Below are 19,685 nucleotides of genomic sequence, written 5' to 3'. Positions count from 1 at the left end.
TCCGCAGCCGGGCGAGCGGCCTGCGGAGCGAGGAGCACACGATGATCGAGCTGGTGCCGGTCGCGTCCGACGCCACCGGGCGCCGTGACCAGCAGATCCGGCTGCTCGGACCCGACGACCGCGTCGAGCTCGAGGCGCTGATGGCCCGCGACGAGCGCGCGAACCTCTTCGTGCGCCACCGCGTCGCCGAGACCGGTCTGCGCAGCCTCATGCTCGGCGGCACGATGCTCGGCTGCTTCCGCGACGGCCGGCTCGTCGCCGCCTGCCACTGCGGCGCCAACCTGGTGCCCGTGGAGGCCGACGCCGACGCCGTGGACGGCTTCGCGCGCCAGCTGCTCCTCACCGGTGTCGCTCCCGGCATGCGACGCAGCGCGTCGCTGGTCGGCCGCCAGGCCGCCGTCATGCGGCTGTGGTCGAGGCTCGAGCAGGACTGGGGTCCCGCGCGGTCGGTACGGGCCGACCAGCCGTTCCTCGCCATCGACGACGAGCCGGCGGTCGCGCCGGACCCGCGGCTGCGCCGCGTCATGATCGACGAGGTCGACGTGCTGTACCCGGCGTCCGTGGCGATGTTCCGCGAGGAGGTCGGCATCGACCCCGAGGCGGGAGGCGGCGCGGGCTACCGGGCCCGGGTGGCGCAGCTCGTCGCCCGGGGCTGGGCGTTCGCGATCATCGAGGACGGCGAGGTGCTCTTCAAGACGGAGGTCGGCGCCGCCGCCGACGGCGTCTGCCAGCTGCAGGGCGTCTGGGTGCACCCCGACCACCGTGGTCGAGGCATCGCGGCACCAGCACTCGCCGGCGTCGTGCGGCTGGTGCAGCGTGACGTCGCGTCCGACGTCACGCTCTACGTCAACGACTTCAACACGGCCGCCCGGGCCACCTACGCCCGTGTCGGCCTGCGCCAGGTCGACACGTTCGCGTCGATCCTGCTGTAGCCCGCCCGCGTCGTCAGTCGCCCGGGGTGTCCCAGTGCGTGAGCACGGGGGGAGCGGCCAGCAGTGCCGCCAGGGCGGGTCGCCTGCCGTCGCCGGCCCGCCAGGTGCGGTAGGCGGCGTCGTGCTCGAGGCTCTCCCAGCGCTCGAACGCCGTCACGTGCGTCGGGTCCTCGACGTCGGTGAGGACCCGACGCCGAGGTTGCCCGCGAAGGTGCGGGATCGAGACGTCCCATCGTGCCACCACCGCGGTCACCTAGGGTGCGGACATGGATCGTGACGTGAAGGCCCTGGCCGCCCTGCTCGCCGTCGCCGGGGTCGCGCACTTCGTGAAGCCCGAGCCCTTCGAGCAGATGGTGCCGCGTGCCCTCCCGCGTCGGCGCGAGCTCGTGCACGCCTCGGGGGTCGTGGAGGTGGCCTGCGCGGCGCTGCTCGCGCACCCCCGCACGCGACGCGCCGGGGGGCTGGCCGCCGCCGGACTCCTCGTCGGGGTCTTCCCGGCCAACCTGCAGATGACGGCCGACGTGCTGCGCAGCCGTCGCGCCTCGCCCGTGCTGAAGGCCGGGGTCGTCGGCCGGCTGCCGCTGCAGGTGCCGCTGGTGCGCACGGCCCTCAAGGCCTCGCGCGGCGCTCGATAGGGTCGGCGCATGCGCATGTCCCAGCTGTTCCTGCGAACCCTCCGCGACGACCCGGCGGACGCGGAGGTCCCGAGCCACAAGCTGCTCGTCCGGGCCGGCTACGTGCGGCGCGTCGCGCCGGGCATCTACTCCTGGCTTCCGCTCGGGCTCAAGGTGCTGGCCAAGGTCGAGGAGATCGTCCGCGAGGAGATGGACGGGATCGGGTCGCAGGAGGTGCGCTTCCCCGCGCTGCTGCCGCGCGAGCCCTACGAGGCGACGAACCGCTGGACCGAGTACGGCCCCAACCTGTTCCGCCTGCACGACCGTCGCGGCAACGACATGCTGCTCGGCCCCACGCACGAGGAGATGTTCGCGCTCCTGGTGAAGGACCTCTACGGCTCCTACAAGGACCTGCCGCTGAACCTGTACCAGATCCAGACGAAGTACCGCGACGAGGCGCGGCCCCGCGCCGGCATCCTGCGCGGCCGCGAGTTCGTCATGAAGGACTCCTACTCCTTCGACGTGACCGACGAGGGCCTCGAGCGCAGCTACCAGGCGCACCGCGAGGCCTACGTGCGCATCTTCGACCGGCTCGGTCTCGACTACGTCGTCGTGCAGGCCGACTCCGGCGCCATGGGCGGCTCGGCCAGCGAGGAGTTCCTCGCCGTCGCCGAGATCGGCGAGGACACCTTCGTCCGCTCGCCCGGCGGCTACGCGGCCAACGTCGAGGCCGTGGTCACGGTGGCGCCCGACCCCCAGCCCTACGACGGGCTGCCGGCCGCGCACGCCGAGCAGACGCCCGACACCCCGACGATCGACACGCTCGTCGCGCACCTCAACGAGCGGTTCCCGCGCGAGGACCGTCCCTGGACCGGGGCCGACACGCTGAAGAACGTCCTCGTCGTGCTGCGCCACCCCGACGGCTCCCGCGAGCCGCTCGCGATCGGCGTGCCCGGCGACCGCGAGGTCGACCCCAAGCGGCTCGAGACGCAGGTCGCGCCGGCCGACGTCGAGCCCTTCACGGAGGAGGACTTCGCCGCCCACCCGGCCCTCAAGAAGGGCTACATCGGCCCCGGCGTGCTGGGGGAGGAGTCCGAGACCGGCATCCGCTACCTCGTCGACCCCCGCGTCGTCGAGGGCACGCGCTGGGTCACCGGGGCGAACGTGGCCGGCTCGCACGTGATCGACCTGGTGGCCGGCCGCGACTTCACCGCCGACGGCACGATCGAGGCGGCCGAGGTGCGTGCGGGCGACCCCGCGCCCGACGGATCGGGTCCGCTCGAGCTCGCCCGCGGCATCGAGATGGGGCACATCTTCCAGCTCGGCCGCAAGTACGCCGAGGCGCTCGACCTCAAGGTGCTCGACGAGAACGGCAAGCTCGTCACCGTCACGATGGGCTCCTACGGCGTCGGCATCTCGCGTGCCGTGGCCGCCGTCGTCGAGAGCTCGCACGACGAGCTCGGCATCGTCTGGCCGCGCGAGCTCGCGCCCTTCGACGTCCACGTCGTGGTCGCCGGGAAGCAGCCCGAGCTGTTCGAGGCGGCCGACCGGCTCGTCGCCGAGCTCGAGGCCGCCGGCCTCGACGTGCTCTACGACGACCGTCCGAAGGTGTCGCCCGGCGTCAAGTTCAAGGACGCGGAGCTGCTCGGCATGCCGACGACCGTCGTCGTGGGCAAGGGGCTGGCCGACGGGCTGCTGGAGGTCAAGGACCGCGCCAGCGGCACGCGACGTGACGTGCCCCTCGCCGACGTCATCACCGAGGTCCGCGGCGTCTGCCGCTGACCACCCTGCCGCTGACCCTGGGGCTCAGCCTCGGTCGAGTCCGGGGAAGGCGCTGGGGCCGGCGCCCCAGCTCGTCGCCTCCAGCGCCGAGGCCCGCAGCGACCGGACGGCCTCGCGACGGTCGTCGGCGCTCCCGAGCGCCACGAGCGGCACGATGGCGCGGCACATCCGCTCGGCCACGTCGGCGAGCCGCTGACGGGCCTGGTCGACGGAGCGGGGAGGCACGCCGTACGCCGCCTGCGGGCCCACGGGCGTCGCCCCGGCTGCCGCCACCCGCGCGACGAGCACGTCGCGTGCACGCTCGTGGCGACGGAGTGCCGCGCGCGCGGCGTCGTCGAGCGCGGGGAACCTGCCCGCGCTGAGCGAGGTCAGCCAGACGGCCTCGTGCTCGAGCGCGAGGCGGCGCTGCAGGGGGCCGACGGGGGACGGGTCACCCACGTCACGCACCTCCCGCCCGGCGGCCCAGCGTGCGGGCGACCTGCGCCTGCCCGGCCGCGAGCGACGCCAGCACCCTGGCCAGGTCGGGCGAGACCGCTGCGAGCGCGTCGGCCTGGCGTCGGCTGGCGGTCCGGTTGAGGTCGGCCACGACGGTGGCGACGTCGGACGACGTCGTCGAGGGCGAGGCGTCGACGTCCGCCGCGCCGCCGAGCCCGTCGAGCTGGGTCCTCAGCACCGTGACGAGGTCGTCGGTGCGGACACCCTCGAGGCGGCCGACCGACGCGGCGAGCGCGACCTGGTCGGCCGCGGCGCGCTCCAGCAGACGGGTGTCCGCGGGGTCCGGCATCGGGCGCGGTCGCGCCCCGAGCGCACGCAGCACGTCGTCGTCGCGGCCCGCGACGTGCAGGCCCGCGCCGGCCGCCACGACGGCGACCCCGCCTCCCACGACGACGCGACGGCTGACCATCCCGTCAGGCTAATGGGTGCCCGCTAGAGTGAGGGTCGCGTGGTCGCCCAGCGGCACCGCGCACCGGACGTGCCGACAACAGAACACAGGAGGCTGCACGACATGGCGGACCCGCAGGCCGACACCGTGAGGGACGAGGTCGCCGGACCCCTCGCCGCCCTCGGACTCGACCTCGAGGCGGTCGAGCTCTCCCGCTCCGGTACCCGGCGCTTCCTGAGGATCGCGGTCGACGCCGACGGCGGCGTCCCGCTCGACCTGATCACCGAGGCCACCCGCGTCGTCTCCGCCGCGCTCGACGACGGCACGGCCATGGGGGAGCAGCCCTACACGCTCGAGGTCACGTCCCGCGGGCTCGACCGTCCGCTGACCGAGCCCCGGCACTGGCGGCGCAACGTCGGCCGGCTCGTCGCCGTGACGCTGCACGACGGTCCGGCCGTCACCGGCCGGGTCGTCGGCAGCGACGACACCGGCGTCGAGGTCACCGTGAAGGGTCAGCAGCGACGGCTGGCCTACGCCGACGTCGCGCGCGCCCTCGTCACCCCCGAGCTCGGCGCCCCCAAGGCGCCCACCACCGGGCGGCCCAAGCAGCAGAAGCCGTCGGCCAAGGGCCGCGGCTCCGCACCGCGCGCCGACCGCCCCGACCACCACCGTGAGAAGGACGCCTGATGGACATCGACATGAGCGCGCTGCGCGCCCTCGAGCGGGAGAAGGACATCTCCCTCGACGTCGTCGTGGAGGCCATCGAGACAGCGCTGCTGTCGGCCTACCAGAAGACGCCGTACTCCCACCCGCACGCGCGGGTCGTGCTGGACCGCCAGACCGGACGCGTGACGGTCTGGGCCAAGGAGCGGCTCGCCCCGGAGCCGGTCGCTCCCGCCGAGCCGGACGAGAACGAGACCGAGACCGAGACCGACGAGGCGACCGACGAGGCGCAGCCGCCCGCCGCGCCGCCGGCGCCGCGGTTCTCGGAGGAGTTCGACGACACGCCGGAGGACTTCGGCCGCTTCGCCGCCACCGTCGCGCGCCAGCTGATCATGCAGCGCCTGCGCCAGGCGGAGGACGAGCAGAAGTTCGGCGAGTTCTCCGGCAAGGTCGGCGACATCGTCTCCGGCGTCATCCAGCAGGGCAGCCGTCCCGGCGACGTCATGATCGACCTGGGTCGCGTCGAGGCGCTGCTGCCGTCGGCCGAGCGGGTCGCCGAGGAGAAGTACGCGCACGGCGAGCGCATCAAGGCCTACGTGTACGAGGTCGAGAAGGGCATGCGTGGCCCGCGGGTCAAGGTCTCGCGCACCCACCCCAACCTCGTGCGGCTGCTCTTCGCCCTCGAGGTCCCGGAGATCGCCGACGGCTCGGTCGAGATCATGGCCGTGGCGCGGGAGGCCGGCCACCGCACCAAGATCGCCGTGCGTGCCACGAAGCCCGGCGTCAACGCCAAGGGCGCCTGCATCGGGCCGATGGGCCAGCGCGTGCGCAACGTGATGCACGAGCTGCACGGCGAGAAGATCGACATCGTCGACCACAGCGACGACCCGCTGGAGTTCATCGGGCACGCGCTCTCGCCCTCGCGGGTCAAGAAGGTGACGATGGTCGACGAGCAGACCCGCGCGGCTCGCGTGGTCGTGCCCGACTTCCAGCTCTCGCTCGCCATCGGCAAGGAGGGGCAGAACGCCCGCCTGGCCGCCAAGCTCACCGGCTGGCGCATCGACATCCGCTCCGACACCGAGGTGCCGCAGGACGGCGACGGCGCGCGGCCCGAGCGCAGGTCGTGACCACGGACGGGGTAGACTCGACCACGGTCACTCGCACGTGCATCGGATGCCGGTCGCGCGACGACGTGACCGCTCTGGTCCGGCTCGTCGCGACGCCGGGGGAGGCGGGTACCACCGTGACCCCCGACCCGCGGCGGACGATGCCGGGGCGAGGGGCGCACCTGCACCCCGACCCTCGGTGCCTGGAGCTGGCACGACGTCGACGGGCGTTCGGCCGGGCCCTCCGCGTGGAGGGACCGCTCGACCTGACCCTGCTCGACGGCGTGGCCGGTCCGCGGGACTGACCAGCGCGCACCAACCCATCCACGGGGCCACGGGCCCCACGACCCGAAAACGGAGCAACCGCTCATGAGCTCTCGATGAGAACGTTCCGATGAGCCTGCACGTCAACTAGGGTCCTCACCTCCTTCGGGGTGCGGGCCCCCACGAAGGAGAACAGTGGCTGTCAGAGTCCACGAGCTCGCACGAGAGCTCGGAGTCCAGAGCAAGGACATCCTGTCCACGTTGAAGGACATGGGTGAGTACGTGAAGTCCGCGTCGTCCACCGTCGAGGCGCCGGTCGTCCGCCGCCTCAAGGAGGAGCACGGCGACGCGCTGCTCGCCAAGGGTGCGAAGAAGGGTGCCAAGAAGGCCGCCCCCGCGCCTGCCCCCAAGGCACCGGCCGCCGAGGCACCCGCCCCGGCTGCGCCGCAGGCCCCCGCCGCGCCGCAGGCGCCCAGCGCACCCACCCCCGCGTCCACGGCCCCGAAGCCCGGCCCCGCCGCGCCCAAGGCCACGCCGACCCCCGGTCCGCGTCCCGGCCCGCGTCGTCCGGCCGAGCCCGAGGCGCCGGCCGCCGCGGCGTCCGCCCCGGCCGCCCCGCCCGGACCCAAGCCGGCTCCCGGCCCCCGTCCGGGTCCGCGCCCCGGTGGCGCGCGCCCCGGCAACAACCCGTACTCCTCGCGCCAGGGGATGCAGCAGGAGCGCGCTCCGCGTCCGCCGGCCGCCCGTGAGGGTGGCGCGGGCGGCGCCGGTACCGCGGCCCCCGCGCCCGGCGGCCGTCCCGGCATGCCGCGTCCCAACCCGGCGATGATGCCCAAGCAGTCCGGCCTCGCCAACGCGCGTCCCGGACCCGGCCGTGGTGGTCCCGGTGGCCGTCCCGGCGGTGCTCGTCCCGGCGGTGGCGCCGGCGGCGGACGTCCCGGCGGTGGCGGCGGCTTCGCCGGTCGTCCCGGTGGCGGCGCCCCGGGCGGCGGAGGCGGCTTCGGCGGCCCCGGTGGCCGTCCCGGCGGCAACCGTCCCGGCGGTCGTGGTGGCACGCAGGGCGCCTTCGGTCGCCCCGGCGGTCCCGCCCGTCGCGGTCGCAAGAGCAAGCGCGCGAAGCGGCAGGAGTTCGACCAGATGCAGGCGCCCGCCATCGGCGGCGTCCGCGTCCGCAAGGGCGACGGCCAGACCGTCCGTCTGGCACGCGGTGCCTCGCTGACCGACTTCGCCGAGAAGATCGGCGTCGACGCGGCGTCGCTCGTGCAGGTGCTGTTCCACCTGGGCGAGATGGTCACCGCCACGCAGTCCGTCAACGACGAGACGCTGCAGCTGCTCGGCGAGGAGCTGAACTACGACGTCCAGGTCGTCTCGCCCGAGGACGAGGACCGTGAGCTGCTCGAGTCGTTCTCCCTGGAGTTCGGCGAGGACACCGGCGACGACTCCGACCTCGCGGCACGTCCGCCGGTCGTGACCGTCATGGGTCACGTCGACCACGGAAAGACGAAGCTGCTCGACGCGCTGCGCAACAGCAACGTGGTCGCCAAGGAGGCCGGTGGCATCACGCAGACCATCGGCGCCTACCAGGTGACGACGGAGGTCGACGGCAACGAGCGGGCCATCACCTTCATCGACACCCCGGGCCACGAGGCGTTCACCGCCATGCGTGCCCGTGGTGCGCAGGCGACCGACATCGCGATCCTCGTGGTCGCGGCCGACGACGGCGTCATGCCGCAGACGGTCGAGGCGCTCAACCACGCGAAGGCGGCCGGCGTGCCGATCGTCGTCGCGGTCAACAAGGTCGACAAGCCCGACGCCGACCCGACCAAGGCACGTGGCCAGCTCACCGAGTACGGCCTCGTCCCCGAGGAGTACGGCGGCGACTCGATGTTCGTCGACGTCTCCGCCAAGGCGGGCACCGGTCTGGACGACCTCCTCGAGGCGGTCATCCTGACGGCCGACGCGTCGCTGGACCTGCGCGCCAACCCGGAGCAGAACGCCGAGGGCCTCGCCATCGAGGCGCACCTGGACCGCGGTCGCGGCCCGGTCGCCACGGTGCTGGTCCAGCGCGGCACGCTGCGGGTGGGCGACACGCTCGTGGCGGGCTCGGCCTTCGGCCGCGTGCGCGCCATGCTCGACGAGTACGGCGAGAACATCAGCGAGGCGCCGCCGTCGCGTCCCGCCCTGGTGCTCGGCCTGACGGCCGTGCCCGGCGCCGGCGACAACTTCATGGTCGTCGACGACGACCGGATCGCGCGCCAGATCGCCGAGAAGCGTGAGGCTCGCGAGCGCAACGCCGCGCTGGCCAAGCGCACGGGTCGCCGGACCCTCGAGGACTTCATGTCCTCGATGGAGAAGGGCGAGACCGACGAGCTGCTGCTCATCCTCAAGGGTGACGGCTCCGGCTCGGTCGAGGCGCTCGAGGACTCGCTGGCCCAGATCGACGTGGGCGAGGAGGTCAACCTGCGGGTCATCGACCGTGGCGTGGGTGCGATCACCGAGACCGACGTCAACCTGGCGGCGGCCTCCAACGCGGTCATCATCGGCTTCAACGTCCGCCCGCAGGGCAAGGCGACGGAGCTGGCCGACCGCGAGGGTGTCGAGATCAAGTACTACTCGGTCATCTACCAGGCGATCGACGAGATCGAGGCGGCCCTCAAGGGCATGCTCAAGCCGGAGTTCGAGGAGCACCAGCTCGGCACGGCGGAGATCCGCGACATCTTCCGCTCGTCGAAGATCGGCAACATCGCCGGCTGCATGGTCACGAGCGGCACGCTGCGGCGCAACGCCAAGGCGCGTCTGCTCCGCGACGGCTCGGTCGCGGCCGACAACCTCGAGCTCGCGAGCCTGCGCCGCGAGAAGGACGACGTGTCCGAGGTCCGCGAGGGCTTCGAGTGCGGTCTCGTCCTCAAGGGGTACGGCGACATCAAGATCGGCGACGTCGTCGAGATGTTCGAGCTGCGCGAGAAGCCGCGTAGCTGAGTCAGCAGTCCGCCGCGGGCCCGGGAGCGATCCTGGGTCCGCGGCGGCGACCCAGCAGGAGGAACCATGGCCGGACAGCGCACCCAGCAGCTCGCCGACCGCATCAAGGTGATCATCGCCCAGATGCTCGAGCGTCGGGTCAAGGACCCGCGCCTGGGCTTCGTGACGATCACCGACGTGCGACTCACGGGCGACCACCAGAACGCGTCGGTCTTCTACACCGTCATGGGCGACGAGCGCGCCGCAGCCGACACGGCGGCCGCCCTGCGCAGCGCCACCGGGCTGCTGCGCACCGAGGTCGGCAAGCAGCTCGGCACCCGGCACACCCCGTCGTTGGAGTTCTTCCTCGACGCGGTCCCGGAGTCGGCCCGCCAGATCGAGGACCTGCTCGCCAAGGCGCGCGAGAGCGACGAGCGCGTCGCCGCGGCCGCCGAGGGCAAGACCTACGCGGGCGACCCCGACCCGTACAAGCAGCCGCGCGCGGCCGAGGACGACGACGAGGACGACGAGCAGGCATGAGCGAGACCCCCGTCGGGCTCGTCGTGGTCGACAAGCCCGCCGGGTGGACGTCGCACGACGTCGTCGCCCGCACCCGTCGCCTGGCCGGCACCCGCAAGGTCGGCCACGCCGGCACCCTCGACCCGATGGCGACAGGGGTGCTGCTGCTCGGCGTCGGACGGGCCACCCGTCTGCTCGGCCACCTGCAGCTGGCCGACAAGGAGTACCTCGCGACGATGCGGCTCGGCCAGACCACGGTCACCGACGACGCCGAGGGCGACCTGCTGGAGCGGGCCGACGCCTCCGGCGTGACGGACGACGCCGTCCGTGCCGCGGTGCTCCCGCTCACCGGCGACATCGAGCAGGTGCCGACGGCCGTGTCGGCGATCAAGGTCGACGGGAGGCGCTCGTACGCCCGCGTCCGCGCGGGGGAGGACGTGCAGCTCCCCGCCCGGCCCGTCACGGTGTCGACGTTCGAGGTCACCGACGTCCGGCACCTCGAGGTCGACGGTCTCGCCGTGGTCGACGTCGACGCCCGCGTGGTGTGCAGCAGCGGGACCTACGTGCGTGCCCTCGCCCGCGACCTCGGGGCCGCCCTGGGCGTCGGTGGCCACCTGACGATGCTGCGCCGGACCCGCGTCGGGGGCTTCGACCTCGACGTCGCCCGCACGCTCGAGGAGCTCGAGCGGTCGTGGCAGCACGTCGCGCTCGACGACGCCGCCCGCGCGGCGTTCCCGTCGCTCGACCTCGACGACGCGGCAGCTGCTGAGGTGCGCTTCGGGCGAGCGCTCGCCGACGTCGACCTCGGTGCGACGGGTCCCGTGGCCCTGTTCGCGCCCGACGGCACCTTCCTGGCGCTCTACGAGCAGCGCGGCGGGTCCGCCCGCGCCGTCGCTGTCTTCGTCTGACGTCGACCGGGACCCGCGTCGCCGTGCCCTAGGGTGACGACGTGGCCCGACTCTCGACCGAGCGCCTGATCTGGCGTCCCCTGCAGACCTGGTTCCTCTCCGTCGTGGGCATCGTGGCGGGTCTGATGGTCACGACCAAGGTCCGCAAGATCCTCCGCGGCGCGAGCGAGACGAGCTTCCCGACCGTGCCGCCGCGGACCGTGCCGGTCGGCAGCGAGAACAGCGCCACGACGTACACCTACGGCGAGGACCTGTACGACGACATGCTCGCGGCGATCCGCGGCGCCACCACCCGCATCCTCTTCGAGACCTTCATCCTCAAGGGCGACGAGATGGGCGAGGCGTTCAAGCGCGAGCTCGTCGCCGCCGCCGACCGCGGGGTCGACGTGCGGGTGATCTACGACGGGTTCGCGAACCTCGTCGTCCCGCGCTCGTTCCTGACCTTCCCGCCGAGCGTCCACGTGCTGCGCTACCCGGTGCTGAAGACGGGCCTGCAGCCCTTCAACCCCCGACGCTGGGGCCGCGACCACCGCAAGATCCTCGTCGTCGACGACACGGTCGGGTTCGTGGGCGGGTACAACGTGGGCTCCCTGTACGCCACGCAGTGGCGCGACACGCACCTGCGGGTCGAGGGGTCGGCCGTCTGGGACCTCGACAACGCCTTCATCGACTTCTGGAACGACCTGCACCCGGTGCCCATCGAGCCGCTGGGGGAGGCCAGCTGGGAGCCGAGCGTGCGGGCCCACCGCAACGTGCCGCGCCAGCTCGTGTTCCCGATCCGCGGCATGTACCTCGAGGCCATCGACCGCGCCCGGCACCACATCCACATCACGGCCGCCTACTTCATCCCCGACCACGACATCCTGCAGGCCCTCAAGGACGCCCGGTCACGCGGCGTGGAGGTGACGATCATCGTCCCCGAGGTCAGCAACCACGTCGTCGCCGACTGGCTGTCCCGCGGCTTCTACGGCGAGCTGCTGCGCCACGGCGTGCGGATCCAGCTCTACCAGGACGCGATGGTGCACGCGAAGACCGCGACCATCGACGGCCAGTGGTCGACCGTCGGCACCGCCAACATCGACCGGCTCAGCCTGACCGGCAACTACGAGATCAACCTCGAGGTCGTCGACCCGGCCCTCGCCGAGCACCTCGAGACGGTGTTCGAGACCGACCTGGCGAACTGTCGCGAGCTGACCCTCGAGCACTGGCAGTCCCGACCGATCGTCGCCCGCGCCTGCGAGCTGCTGCTGACCCCGCTGCGCCCCCTGCTGTAGGCGCTCGACGTCGATGAGAGGCCTCTCATCGACGTCTCACGGAGGGCTCACCACGCACCGGGAGCCTGGGGTCATCGCATCGACCCCAGGAGGACCCATGAAGACCACCGCCCGTACCGCCATCGCCGCCGTCGCCGGCACCCTTGCGCTCGGCACCGCCGGCTTCGCGCTCTCCAGCGCCCACGCCGACGGCGACCGCGACCCCGTGCTCAAGCGCGACGACTCGACCTCGTCGTGGGTCGTCACCGCGGACGACGACGATGACGACGACCGTGACGACGACCTGAGCACCACCGTCACCCGGCAGACGGCGAACACCGCCCAGACCCGCGGCACCGCCCCGACCGCGAACACCGCGAAGACGGTCCAGTCGGCCCCGACGAGGAACACCGCTCCCACCAAGAACACCGCGCCGACGAAGAACACTGCGCCGACGAAGAACACCGCGCCGACGAAGAACACCGCGCCGACGACCGGCACCGACCGCTGATGTCCGACGACGCGTGGGGCCTGGCCGGGGGCGACGAGATCGCCCCCGGCCTCACGGCCGTGAAGGACCTCGGCGGCGGCACCGTGTACGAGGCGTGGCTGGCCTTCGACGACCGGCTGCACGCCCCGGTCGTCGTGAAGGCGCTGCGGCCGGGGCACGTCGCCGACCCCGTCTCGCGCGCGGGACTCGAGCGCGAGGTCGCGCTGCTCGCACGTCTGGCGCACCCCGGCCTCACGCGCGTCTTCTCCTACGACGACGAGGGCGCCCGTCCCTACTTCGTCCTCGAGCACGTCGAGGGCCCGAACCTGTCGCGGCTGATCTCGCGGCACGGCGCGGTGCCGGAGCACCAGCTGCTGCCCCTCGCGCTCGAGCTCGCGTCGGTGCTGCACTACCTGCACGGCGAGGGCGTCGTGCACCTCGACGTGAAGCCCAGCAACGTGATCATGGGTGCGCCCGCGCAGCTCGTCGACCTCTCCGTCGCGCTCGACGTCGACGAGGCCGCGGCCCTCGACCATCCGGTCGGCAGCGACGAGTACATGGCGCCCGAGCAGTGCGCGCCGGGGGAGCGCGGCACCGTCGGACCCGCCGCCGACGTGTGGGGTCTCGGCGCCACCCTCTTCCGGGCCGCCGCGGGCTTTCGTGCCTTCGACCGTGAGCCCCGATGGGCGCAGCTGCACGACGAGCCGAAGCCGCTGCCCGGCTTCGTCCATCGGGGTGCCGCCGATCTCATCAGGCGCTGCCTCGACCCCGACCCGGCGCAGCGCCCCACGCCGCGCCAGATCGCCCTCGAGCTGGAGCCGATGATCGCCGGTCTGCCGTCCGCGCGGCTGTCGGGCTTCACGCTGCGGCGCTGAGCCTCAGTCCACCCGGTACCCCAGCCCGCGCACGGTGGTGACGAGTCCGGCGCCGAGCTTCCTGCGGAGGTAGCCGACGTACACGTCGACGACGTTCGAGCCGGGGTCGAAGTCGTAGCCCCACACGTGGGAGAGCAGCTGCTCGCGCGAGAGCACCTGCCCGCGGTGCGACATCAGCACCTCGGCGAGCGACAGCTCGCGGGCCGACAGCTCGACCTCGCGCTCGCCGACGTACGCGCGACGTCGGCGCAGGTCGAGGCGGACGTCGCCAGCGACCAGCTCGTCGTCGGGGGCGGGGGTGGCGGGGGCGCGCAGCCGCAGGCGGACGCGGGCCAGCAGCTCGGCGAAGCGGAAGGGCTTGCTCATGTAGTCGGCCGCACCTCCCTCGAGCGCCTGGACCGTGTCGGTCACCGAGTCACGGGCCGTCAGCACGATGACGGGCAGCTCGGGTCGTTCCGCCTGCACGCGCTCGAGGATCGTGAAGCCGTCGAGCCCGGGCAGTCCGATGTCGAGCACCATGAGGTCGAACGGACCAGTCAGCGCGTAGTCGAGACCGCTCACGCCGTCGGTGACGACCGTCGGCGTGAACCCCTCGGCCTTCAGCCCCTTCGCGACGAACGAGGCGATCCGCTCCTCGTCCTCGACCACGAGAATCCGGTTCACCACAGTCCTCCTGCCGGGATGACGAGCCGGAACGTCGCACCTGACGTCGCCCCGGGCGGGTCGAGCACCACCCGACCCTCGTGCGCCTCCATGATCGCGGCGACGATCGACAGGCCCAGACCGAAGCCGGCCTGCTCACCGTCGCCCTGGGTGAAGCGCTCGAAGATCGTCCCACGCAGCGCCGACGGGACCCCGGCGCCCGTGTCGCGCACCCACAGCTCGACGTGTCCGTCAAGCACCCGCGACCCGATGCCGACCTCGGCGCCCGGCCGGGTGTGCCGGACGGCGTTGTCGGCGAGCTGGAGCAGCGCCTGCGTCAGCCGCTGCGGGTCGACGTCGACGTGGGTGCGGGCCACCGCGTCGAGCACCCAGCTGCGGTCGGCGAGTCCCCGTGCGCGCTCGAGGGCCCCGAGCGTGAGGGCCTCCACGTCGGTGCGCTCGAGGCGGACGAAGTCTGGACGCTCCGCCTTCGCGAGCAGCAGGAGGTCGTGGACGAGGCGGGTCATCCGGTCGATCTCGTCGAGCAGCAGCGTGCGCGTGGTGCGGACGTCGTCGGGGTCGGTCGGGTCGAGCACCTCCAGGTGCCCCTGCAGCACGGTGAGTGGGGTGCGCAGCTCGTGGGCGGCGTCGTCGAGCAGGCGACGCTGGCTCGCGAACGCCTCCTCGAGCCGGTCGAGCATGTCGTTGAAGGTGCGCTGCAGCTCGGTGAGGTCGTCGTTGCCGGTCACCTCGAGACGTCCGCCGAGGTCGCCCTCGGTGATGCCCCGGGCGGTCTCGCGCAGTCGTCGCACGGGGGAGAGCAGCCGTCCGGCGAGCCACGACGCGACGGCGGAGATGAGGATGACGGAGAGCGCGCTGAGCAGCGCGTACGTGACCATCAGCTCGCGGAGCTGGGCGCGCGAGCCGTCGACGTCGTGGGTGACGACGAAGGCAGCCCGCTCGTCGCCCTGCTGCACGGGCTGCACCGCGACGCGGAAGGTCCGGCCGCCGACGTCGAGGTCGGCGACCCCACCGCGACGCGTGAGGCGCTCCACCAGGGCGGGGAACCTCGGCGACGTCCGCAGCACGCGCTGGCCCTCACCGACGAACGTCGGGGTGCCGGACACGGGGAAGTGCCACAGGTTCTCGTCCGCGTCGGGGACGTTGCGCGACAGGAAGAACGCGATCAGGCGGTCGGGGCTGGTGAACGGCCGGCCCGTCTCGGGGTCGACGCCCTCCGCCTGGAGGCGTCGCAGCTCGCCGACCTCCTGGCCGAGACTCGCGTCGATCACCCGGTCGATGCGCTGGGACTCCAGGACGAACAGCGTCGCCCCGACCGCGACGAGCGCCGCCGCCGTCAGCAGGGCGACGGCGGCGGTCAGACGCTGGCGGACGGAGAAGCGCGGTGGACCGTCTGCGCGCGGGTCAGTCGTCGTCATCGTCGTCCCGGTCGTCCTCCCGGTCGTCGTCACTGGCGTCGATGGGTCGCGGCGTCTGCGGGACGCGCTCGTAGTCGTCGTCATCGTCGTCCCGGTCATCGTCTTCGTCGTCGTCGCGGTCGTCCGACGGGGAGGGGGTCGGCGAGAGCGTGGGCCGGGGCGTCCCGGTCGACGTCGGCACGGTCACCGGGGAGTAGTCGACCTGCGGTGCGTCCTCCTGCGCCACCACCCGCGCCGCGACGACGCCGAGCAGCACGAGGCCGACGGCCACGACGATCGGCACGAGGGAGCGGGTTCGCGTCATGGCGACACTGTGCCGCACGCTCGCGCACGCCACGATGAGACGTCGATGAGAGAACTCTCATCCGTCGGGTCGTCGCACCGGCCGGTGCGGGCGGTGTACCCGGTCGCAGGGCAGTGCTGCCGGCGTGTGGCACAGTTCAGGGGTGGGCACCTGGACAGACCGCGGCGGCGCCTCGACGGCCCCGCTGGGCACCGCGACGGCGGTCACCATCGGCACCTTCGACGGGGTCCACCGAGGCCACCAGGCCCTGCTGCGACGCACCCGCGAGGTCGCGGGGGACCTGCCCGTCGTCGCCGTCACGTTCGACCCGCACCCGGTGGCGGTCTTCGCGCCCGATCGCGTCCCGCCGCGTCTGACGTCGCTGCAGCGCCGGATCGAGCTGCTGCACGAGCCCGCGCCCGGCGTGCGGGGCGCCGACCACGTGCGCGTGCTCGACTTCGACCGCACGATGGCGGGCTGGTCGCCCGAGGAGTTCGTGGAGCGCGTCGTCGTCGAGGAGCTGCAGGGGCGTCACGTCGTCGTCGGCGAGAACTTCACGTTCGGGTCGCGGGCGTCGGGCACGACCGAGACCCTCCGCGAGCTGTGCGCGCGACACGACTGCGACGCCAGCGCCTTCACGCTCGTCGGCGACGGCCACGGGGCCGACGGCCAGCCGTGGTCGTCCACGCGGGTCCGCGCCCTCGTGGCCGAGGCCCGGCTGGAGGAGGCCGCCGAGCTGCTCGGGCGTCCGCACGAGGTCGACGGTGTCGTCACCCCCGGCGACCAGCGCGGGCGCGACCTCGGGTTCCCCACCGCGAACGTCCCCGTGCAGGCCGACTACTGCGTGCCGCCCGACGGCGTCTACGCCGGACGGCTGCTCACCGGCGACGCCGACTACCCCGCGGCGATCTCCGTGGGCACGAACCCCACCTTCGCGGGGACGGAGCGTCGCGTGGAGTCCTACGTCATGGACCACGGCCACGACCTCGACCTCTACGGCCGGTCCGTGCGGGTGCAGCTCGTCTCGCACCTGCGCCCGATGGTCGCGTACCGAGGCGTCGACGCGCTCGTGGAGCAGATGCACGCCGACGTCGAGCAGGCGCGCGCGGCTCTCTCCTGACGTCGCCCGGTCCGCGACGGCGAGGCGATTCGTCGGAACGACCGGCGCGCTGATAACCTGGACGACGGCGTGTGAACGCCCACGGTCCGTAGAGCCCCGGTGGACATGCCCGGGAGCGCCGTGCAACGACCTCCCAGGAGAAGAATGTCGAAGAAGACCGCTGCCCCCACCGTCGCCGGTACCCCGCGTGACGAGATCATCAGCCAGTACGCCCGCAGCGAGGGCGACACCGGCTCCCCGGAGGTCCAGGTCGCGCTGCTCACGCAGCGCATCTCGCACCTGACGGACCACCTCAAGGAGCACAAGCACGACCACCACAGCCGTCGTGGCCTGCTGCTGCTCGTCGGTCGCCGTCGTCGTCTGCTGAACTACCTGCAGAACACCGACATCGAGCGCTACCGCTCGCTGATCGAGCGTCTCGGTCTGCGTCGCTGACCTCGTTCAGGCGGTCACCCTCCGGGTGGCCGCCTGAACTGCATCAGGGGCCCTGCGCCCCGACAACTGAACACGACACATCCACGGACGAGAGCCGCCACGTCGGGTCCGGTCCTCGGTAGTGGCCCTCGGGACGGCGTACGCCGGGCCGCGGGCCTCGATCGAAGACCGACCACCATCACGGCAGGTCCGGGTCTCGTCCCACCGCGCGACACGCGTCGCGAGAAGGGACTCCCATGTCCGACACCATCCACGCCATCGAGACCGTCATCGACAACGGTCGCTACGGCACCCGCACCATCCGCTTCGAGACGGGCCAGCTCGCCCGCCAGGCCGCCGGCTCCGTGTCCGCGTTCCTCGACGACGACACGATGCTGCTCTCGGCCACCACCGCCGGCAAGCAGCCCAAGGACCACTTCGACTTCTTCCCGCTCACGGTCGACGTCGAGGAGCGCATGTACGCCGCGGGCCGCATCCCCGGCTCGTTCTTCCGTCGCGAGGGCCGCCCGGGCGAGGACGCCATCCTCACCTGTCGCCTCATCGACCGTCCCCTGCGCCCGACGTTCAAGAAGGGCCTGCGCAACGAGGTCCAGGTCGTCATCACGGTCCTGGCCCTCAACCCCGACACCCCGTACGACGTCCTGGCCATCAACGCCGCCTCGGCGTCGACGCAGATCTCCGGCCTGCCGTTCTCCGGCCCCATCGGTGCCACGCGCGTCGCTCTCATCGACGGCCAGTGGGTCGCGTTCCCGACGCACAGCCAGCTCGAGGACGCCGTGTTCGACATGGTCGTCGCGGGCCGCATCGCCACGCAGGCCGACGGCTCGACCGACGTCGCGATCATGATGGTCGAGGCGGAGTCCACCGAGTCCACCTGGGACCTCGTGCAGTCCGGTGTCCAGGCGCCGACCGAGGAGGTCGTCGCCGGCGGCCTCGAGGCGTCGAAGAGCTTCATCCGCCAGCTCTGCGAGGCCCAGCAGCAGCTCGCCGAGGCCGCCGCGAAGCCCGTCCAGGACTTCCCGGTCTTCCTCGACTTCCAGGACGACGTCTACGACGCCGTCGCCGCGGTCGCGTCCGGCCCGCTGTCCGAGGCCCTCACGATCGTCTCCAAGGCCGACCGCGAGGAGCGCGAGAGCGCGATCAAGGCCGACGTGCTCGACCAGCTCGGCGAGCAGTTCGCGGGCCGCGAGAAGGAGGTCGGCGCCGCGCTGCGCGCCGTCACCAAGAGCCTCGTGCGCCAGCGCGTGCTGCGCGACAAGGTGCGCATCGACGGCCGTGGCCTCGCCGACATCCGCGAGCTGTCGGCCGAGGTCGGCGTCGTGCCGCGCGTGCACGGCTCGGCCCTGTTCCAGCGTGGCGAGACCCAGATCCTGGGCATCACGACGCTGAACATGCTCGACCTGGTCCAGAAGCTCGACACGCTGAGCCCCGAGACCACGCGTCGCTACATGCACAACTACAACTTCCCGCCGTTCTCGACGGGCGAGACGGGCCGCGTCGGCTCGCCGAAGCGTCGCGAGATCGGTCACGGCGCGCTCGCCGGCCGTGCTCTGCTGCCGGTGCTCCCGACCACCGAGGAGTTCCCGTACGCGATCCGCCAGGTCTCGGAGGCGCTGAGCTCCAACGGCTCGACGTCGATGGGCTCGGTCTGCGCCTCGACGCTCGGCCTGCTGAACGCCGGTGTGCCGCTGCGCGCCCCGGTCGCCGGCATCGCGATGGGCCTCATCTCCGGCGAGGTCGACGGCACCACGCAGTACGTCACCCTCACCGACATCCTCGGTGCGGAGGACGCCTACGGCGACATGGACTTCAAGGTCGCGGGCACGCCGGACTTCATCACGGCCCTGCAGCTGGACACCAAGCTCGACGGCATCCCCGCCGACGTGCTGGCCGGTGCCCTCACGCAGGCCAAGGGTGCGCGTCTGACGATCCTCGACGTCATGTCCGAGGCCATCGACACGCCCGACGAGATGAGCCAGTTCGCGCCGCGGATCATCACGGTGAAGGTCCCGGTCGACAAGATCGGCGAGGTCATCGGCCCCAAGGGCAAGATGATCAACCAGATCCAGGCCGACACCGGCGCCAAGATCTCGATCGAGGACGACGGCACGGTGTACATCGCGGGCGAGGGTGGCGGCTCGGCCGACGCTGCGCGCGACGCGATCAACGCGATCGCGAACCCGACGATGCCCGAGGTCGGCGAGCGCTACCTCGGCACCGTGGTCAAGACGGTCGACTTCGGCGCCTTCGTGGCCCTGTCGCCCGGCAAGGACGGCCTGCTGCACATCAGCAAGCTGCGCGACCTCAACGGCGGCCAGCGGGTCAGCAGCGTCGACGACGTGCTGACGGTCGGCCAGAAGGTCCAGGTCGAGATCGCCGAGCTCGGCGACCGCGGCAAGATCTCGCTGATCCCGGTCGTGGCCGACGCGGCCGCCGAGGAGGCCCCCGAGGCCGCCGAGGCCGGCGCCGACGCCTGATCCACGCACGGTCGACGAGGCCCTCGCCCCTCGGGGTGGGGG

Annotated in this window: 21 protein-coding genes; 15 read left to right on the top strand and 6 right to left on the bottom strand. The window is 72.7% G+C overall.

Annotated features, from left to right (window positions below):
* The first annotated feature begins 41 nt into the window (after positions 1 to 41).
* Complete coding sequence (locus QE370_RS15090; RefSeq protein ID WP_253024834.1) at positions 42 to 932, top strand: GNAT family N-acetyltransferase; 891 nt, start codon at positions 42 to 44, stop codon at positions 930 to 932.
* A 13-nt stretch (positions 933 to 945) separates the two neighbouring features.
* Here the strand turns inward: QE370_RS15090 and QE370_RS15085 are convergent, their stop codons facing one another.
* A complete protein-coding gene (locus tag QE370_RS15085) occupies positions 946 to 1,176 on the bottom strand; it encodes a hypothetical protein (RefSeq protein WP_309634854.1) in 231 nt (76 codons plus the stop codon).
* A gap of 22 nt (positions 1,177 to 1,198) precedes the next feature.
* Between QE370_RS15085 and QE370_RS15080 the strand changes: the two genes are divergently transcribed.
* Both QE370_RS15080 and QE370_RS15075 read left to right on the top strand, forming a co-directional pair.
* Positions 1,199 to 1,567, top strand: coding sequence for a DoxX family protein (locus QE370_RS15080; RefSeq protein WP_253024830.1), 369 nt, complete (start codon positions 1,199 to 1,201; stop codon positions 1,565 to 1,567).
* 15 nt (positions 1,568 to 1,582) lie between these two features.
* Complete coding sequence (locus tag QE370_RS15075; RefSeq protein WP_253024873.1) at positions 1,583 to 3,328, top strand: proline--tRNA ligase; 1,746 nt, start codon at positions 1,583 to 1,585, stop codon at positions 3,326 to 3,328.
* Positions 3,329 to 3,352: 24 nt separating this feature from the next.
* On the opposite strand, the gene QE370_RS15070 is transcribed toward QE370_RS15075, so the two are convergent.
* On the bottom strand, positions 3,353 to 3,766 hold the full coding sequence (locus QE370_RS15070; RefSeq protein WP_253024828.1) for a DUF4439 domain-containing protein: 414 nt from the start codon (positions 3,764 to 3,766) through the stop codon (positions 3,353 to 3,355).
* 1 nt (position 3,767) lies between these two features.
* Positions 3,768 to 4,232, bottom strand: a complete 465-nt coding sequence (locus QE370_RS15065; protein WP_309634853.1) for a hypothetical protein — start codon at positions 4,230 to 4,232, stop codon at positions 3,768 to 3,770.
* Between the two features lie 102 nt (positions 4,233 to 4,334).
* Here QE370_RS15065 and rimP point away from each other — a divergent pair, with 102 nt between their 5' ends.
* From rimP to QE370_RS15020, 9 genes are all read left to right on the top strand, one after another.
* Positions 4,335 to 4,898, top strand: a complete 564-nt coding sequence (rimP, locus tag QE370_RS15060) for a ribosome maturation factor RimP (protein ID WP_253024824.1) — start codon at positions 4,335 to 4,337, stop codon at positions 4,896 to 4,898.
* The gene (nusA, locus tag QE370_RS15055) at positions 4,898 to 6,001 is read left to right on the top strand and encodes a transcription termination factor NusA (RefSeq protein ID WP_309634852.1); all 1,104 of its coding nucleotides are present in this window, start codon (positions 4,898 to 4,900) and stop codon (positions 5,999 to 6,001) included. The genes rimP and nusA overlap by 1 nt, the downstream gene beginning before the upstream one ends.
* Positions 5,998 to 6,285, top strand: coding sequence for a YlxR family protein (locus QE370_RS15050; protein ID WP_309634851.1), 288 nt, complete (start codon positions 5,998 to 6,000; stop codon positions 6,283 to 6,285). The genes nusA and QE370_RS15050 overlap by 4 nt, the downstream gene beginning before the upstream one ends.
* A 154-nt stretch (positions 6,286 to 6,439) precedes the next feature.
* Positions 6,440 to 9,223 (top strand): translation initiation factor IF-2, encoded by a 2,784-nt coding sequence (infB, locus tag QE370_RS15045; RefSeq protein ID WP_309634850.1) that lies wholly within the window; start codon positions 6,440 to 6,442, stop codon positions 9,221 to 9,223.
* 66 nt (positions 9,224 to 9,289) lie between these two features.
* Positions 9,290 to 9,742 carry a 30S ribosome-binding factor RbfA gene (rbfA, locus tag QE370_RS15040; RefSeq protein WP_253026162.1) on the top strand — a complete coding sequence of 151 codons (453 nt, stop codon included), beginning with the start codon at positions 9,290 to 9,292 and terminating at the stop codon, positions 9,740 to 9,742.
* The gene (truB, locus tag QE370_RS15035) at positions 9,739 to 10,629 is read left to right on the top strand and encodes a tRNA pseudouridine(55) synthase TruB (RefSeq protein WP_309634849.1); all 891 of its coding nucleotides are present in this window, start codon (positions 9,739 to 9,741) and stop codon (positions 10,627 to 10,629) included. The genes rbfA and truB overlap by 4 nt, the downstream gene beginning before the upstream one ends.
* Before the next feature lie 41 nt (positions 10,630 to 10,670).
* Positions 10,671 to 11,903 carry a phospholipase D-like domain-containing protein gene (locus QE370_RS15030; RefSeq protein ID WP_253026166.1) on the top strand — a complete coding sequence of 411 codons (1,233 nt, stop codon included), beginning with the start codon at positions 10,671 to 10,673 and terminating at the stop codon, positions 11,901 to 11,903.
* A gap of 97 nt (positions 11,904 to 12,000) precedes the next feature.
* Entirely contained in the window at positions 12,001 to 12,393 is a 393-nt protein-coding gene (locus tag QE370_RS15025; RefSeq protein ID WP_309634848.1) for a hypothetical protein, read from the top strand.
* Entirely contained in the window at positions 12,393 to 13,247 is an 855-nt protein-coding gene (locus tag QE370_RS15020) for a serine/threonine-protein kinase (protein WP_309634847.1), read from the top strand. The genes QE370_RS15025 and QE370_RS15020 overlap by 1 nt, the downstream gene beginning before the upstream one ends.
* Positions 13,248 to 13,250: 3 nt before the next feature.
* Here the strand turns inward: QE370_RS15020 and QE370_RS15015 are convergent, their stop codons facing one another.
* From QE370_RS15015 to QE370_RS15005, 3 genes are read right to left on the bottom strand one after another with little or no spacing between them, the layout of a single operon-like run.
* A complete protein-coding gene (locus QE370_RS15015) occupies positions 13,251 to 13,910 on the bottom strand; it encodes a response regulator transcription factor (RefSeq protein ID WP_253026172.1) in 660 nt (219 codons plus the stop codon).
* Positions 13,907 to 15,328 (bottom strand): HAMP domain-containing sensor histidine kinase, encoded by a 1,422-nt coding sequence (locus QE370_RS15010; RefSeq protein WP_309634846.1) that lies wholly within the window; start codon positions 15,326 to 15,328, stop codon positions 13,907 to 13,909. The genes QE370_RS15015 and QE370_RS15010 overlap by 4 nt, the downstream gene beginning before the upstream one ends.
* On the bottom strand, positions 15,315 to 15,632 hold the full coding sequence (locus QE370_RS15005) for a hypothetical protein (protein ID WP_253026176.1): 318 nt from the start codon (positions 15,630 to 15,632) through the stop codon (positions 15,315 to 15,317). The genes QE370_RS15010 and QE370_RS15005 overlap by 14 nt, the downstream gene beginning before the upstream one ends.
* Before the next feature lie 142 nt (positions 15,633 to 15,774).
* Here QE370_RS15005 and QE370_RS15000 point away from each other — a divergent pair, with 142 nt between their 5' ends.
* From QE370_RS15000 to QE370_RS14990, 3 genes are all read left to right on the top strand, one after another.
* A complete protein-coding gene (locus tag QE370_RS15000) occupies positions 15,775 to 16,731 on the top strand; it encodes a bifunctional riboflavin kinase/FAD synthetase (protein WP_309634845.1) in 957 nt (318 codons plus the stop codon).
* Positions 16,732 to 16,875: 144 nt separating this feature from the next.
* A complete protein-coding gene (gene rpsO / locus QE370_RS14995) occupies positions 16,876 to 17,166 on the top strand; it encodes a 30S ribosomal protein S15 (protein ID WP_067856746.1) in 291 nt (96 codons plus the stop codon).
* A gap of 236 nt (positions 17,167 to 17,402) precedes the next feature.
* Positions 17,403 to 19,643: a polyribonucleotide nucleotidyltransferase gene (locus tag QE370_RS14990; protein ID WP_253026180.1), complete on the top strand. Its 2,241-nt coding sequence runs from the start codon at positions 17,403 to 17,405 to the stop codon at positions 19,641 to 19,643.
* Positions 19,644 to 19,685 lie beyond the last annotated feature (42 nt).

This window comes from Aeromicrobium sp. SORGH_AS_0981 (genome assembly GCF_031453195.1).
Classification (GTDB): domain Bacteria; phylum Actinomycetota; class Actinomycetes; order Propionibacteriales; family Nocardioidaceae; genus Aeromicrobium.
The sequence above is the reverse complement of the archived record's forward strand: the minus strand, read 5'-3'. Positions and strand labels throughout refer to the sequence as shown.

Excerpts from the sequence above, each read along its gene's own strand:
- QE370_RS15090 (WP_253024834.1), top strand. The coding sequence starts at position 42 with ATGATCGAGCTGGTGCCGGTCGCGTCCGACGCCACCGGGCGCCGTGAC.
- QE370_RS15080 (WP_253024830.1), top strand. The coding sequence starts at position 1,199 with ATGGATCGTGACGTGAAGGCCCTGGCCGCCCTGCTCGCCGTCGCCGGG.
- QE370_RS15075 (WP_253024873.1), top strand. The coding sequence starts at position 1,583 with ATGTCCCAGCTGTTCCTGCGAACCCTCCGCGACGACCCGGCGGACGCG.
- QE370_RS15065 (WP_309634853.1), bottom strand. The coding sequence starts at position 4,232 with ATGGTCAGCCGTCGCGTCGTCGTGGGAGGCGGGGTCGCCGTCGTGGCG.
- rimP (WP_253024824.1), top strand. The coding sequence starts at position 4,335 with ATGGCGGACCCGCAGGCCGACACCGTGAGGGACGAGGTCGCCGGACCC.
- nusA (WP_309634852.1), top strand. The coding sequence starts at position 4,898 with ATGGACATCGACATGAGCGCGCTGCGCGCCCTCGAGCGGGAGAAGGAC.
- rbfA (WP_253026162.1), top strand. The coding sequence starts at position 9,290 with ATGGCCGGACAGCGCACCCAGCAGCTCGCCGACCGCATCAAGGTGATC.
- truB (WP_309634849.1), top strand. The coding sequence starts at position 9,739 with ATGAGCGAGACCCCCGTCGGGCTCGTCGTGGTCGACAAGCCCGCCGGG.
- QE370_RS15025 (WP_309634848.1), top strand. The coding sequence starts at position 12,001 with ATGAAGACCACCGCCCGTACCGCCATCGCCGCCGTCGCCGGCACCCTT.
- QE370_RS15020 (WP_309634847.1), top strand. The coding sequence starts at position 12,393 with ATGTCCGACGACGCGTGGGGCCTGGCCGGGGGCGACGAGATCGCCCCC.
- QE370_RS15010 (WP_309634846.1), bottom strand. The coding sequence starts at position 15,328 with ATGACGACGACTGACCCGCGCGCAGACGGTCCACCGCGCTTCTCCGTC.
- QE370_RS15005 (WP_253026176.1), bottom strand. The coding sequence starts at position 15,632 with ATGACGCGAACCCGCTCCCTCGTGCCGATCGTCGTGGCCGTCGGCCTC.
- rpsO (WP_067856746.1), top strand. The coding sequence starts at position 16,876 with ATGTCGAAGAAGACCGCTGCCCCCACCGTCGCCGGTACCCCGCGTGAC.
- QE370_RS14990 (WP_253026180.1), top strand. The coding sequence starts at position 17,403 with ATGTCCGACACCATCCACGCCATCGAGACCGTCATCGACAACGGTCGC.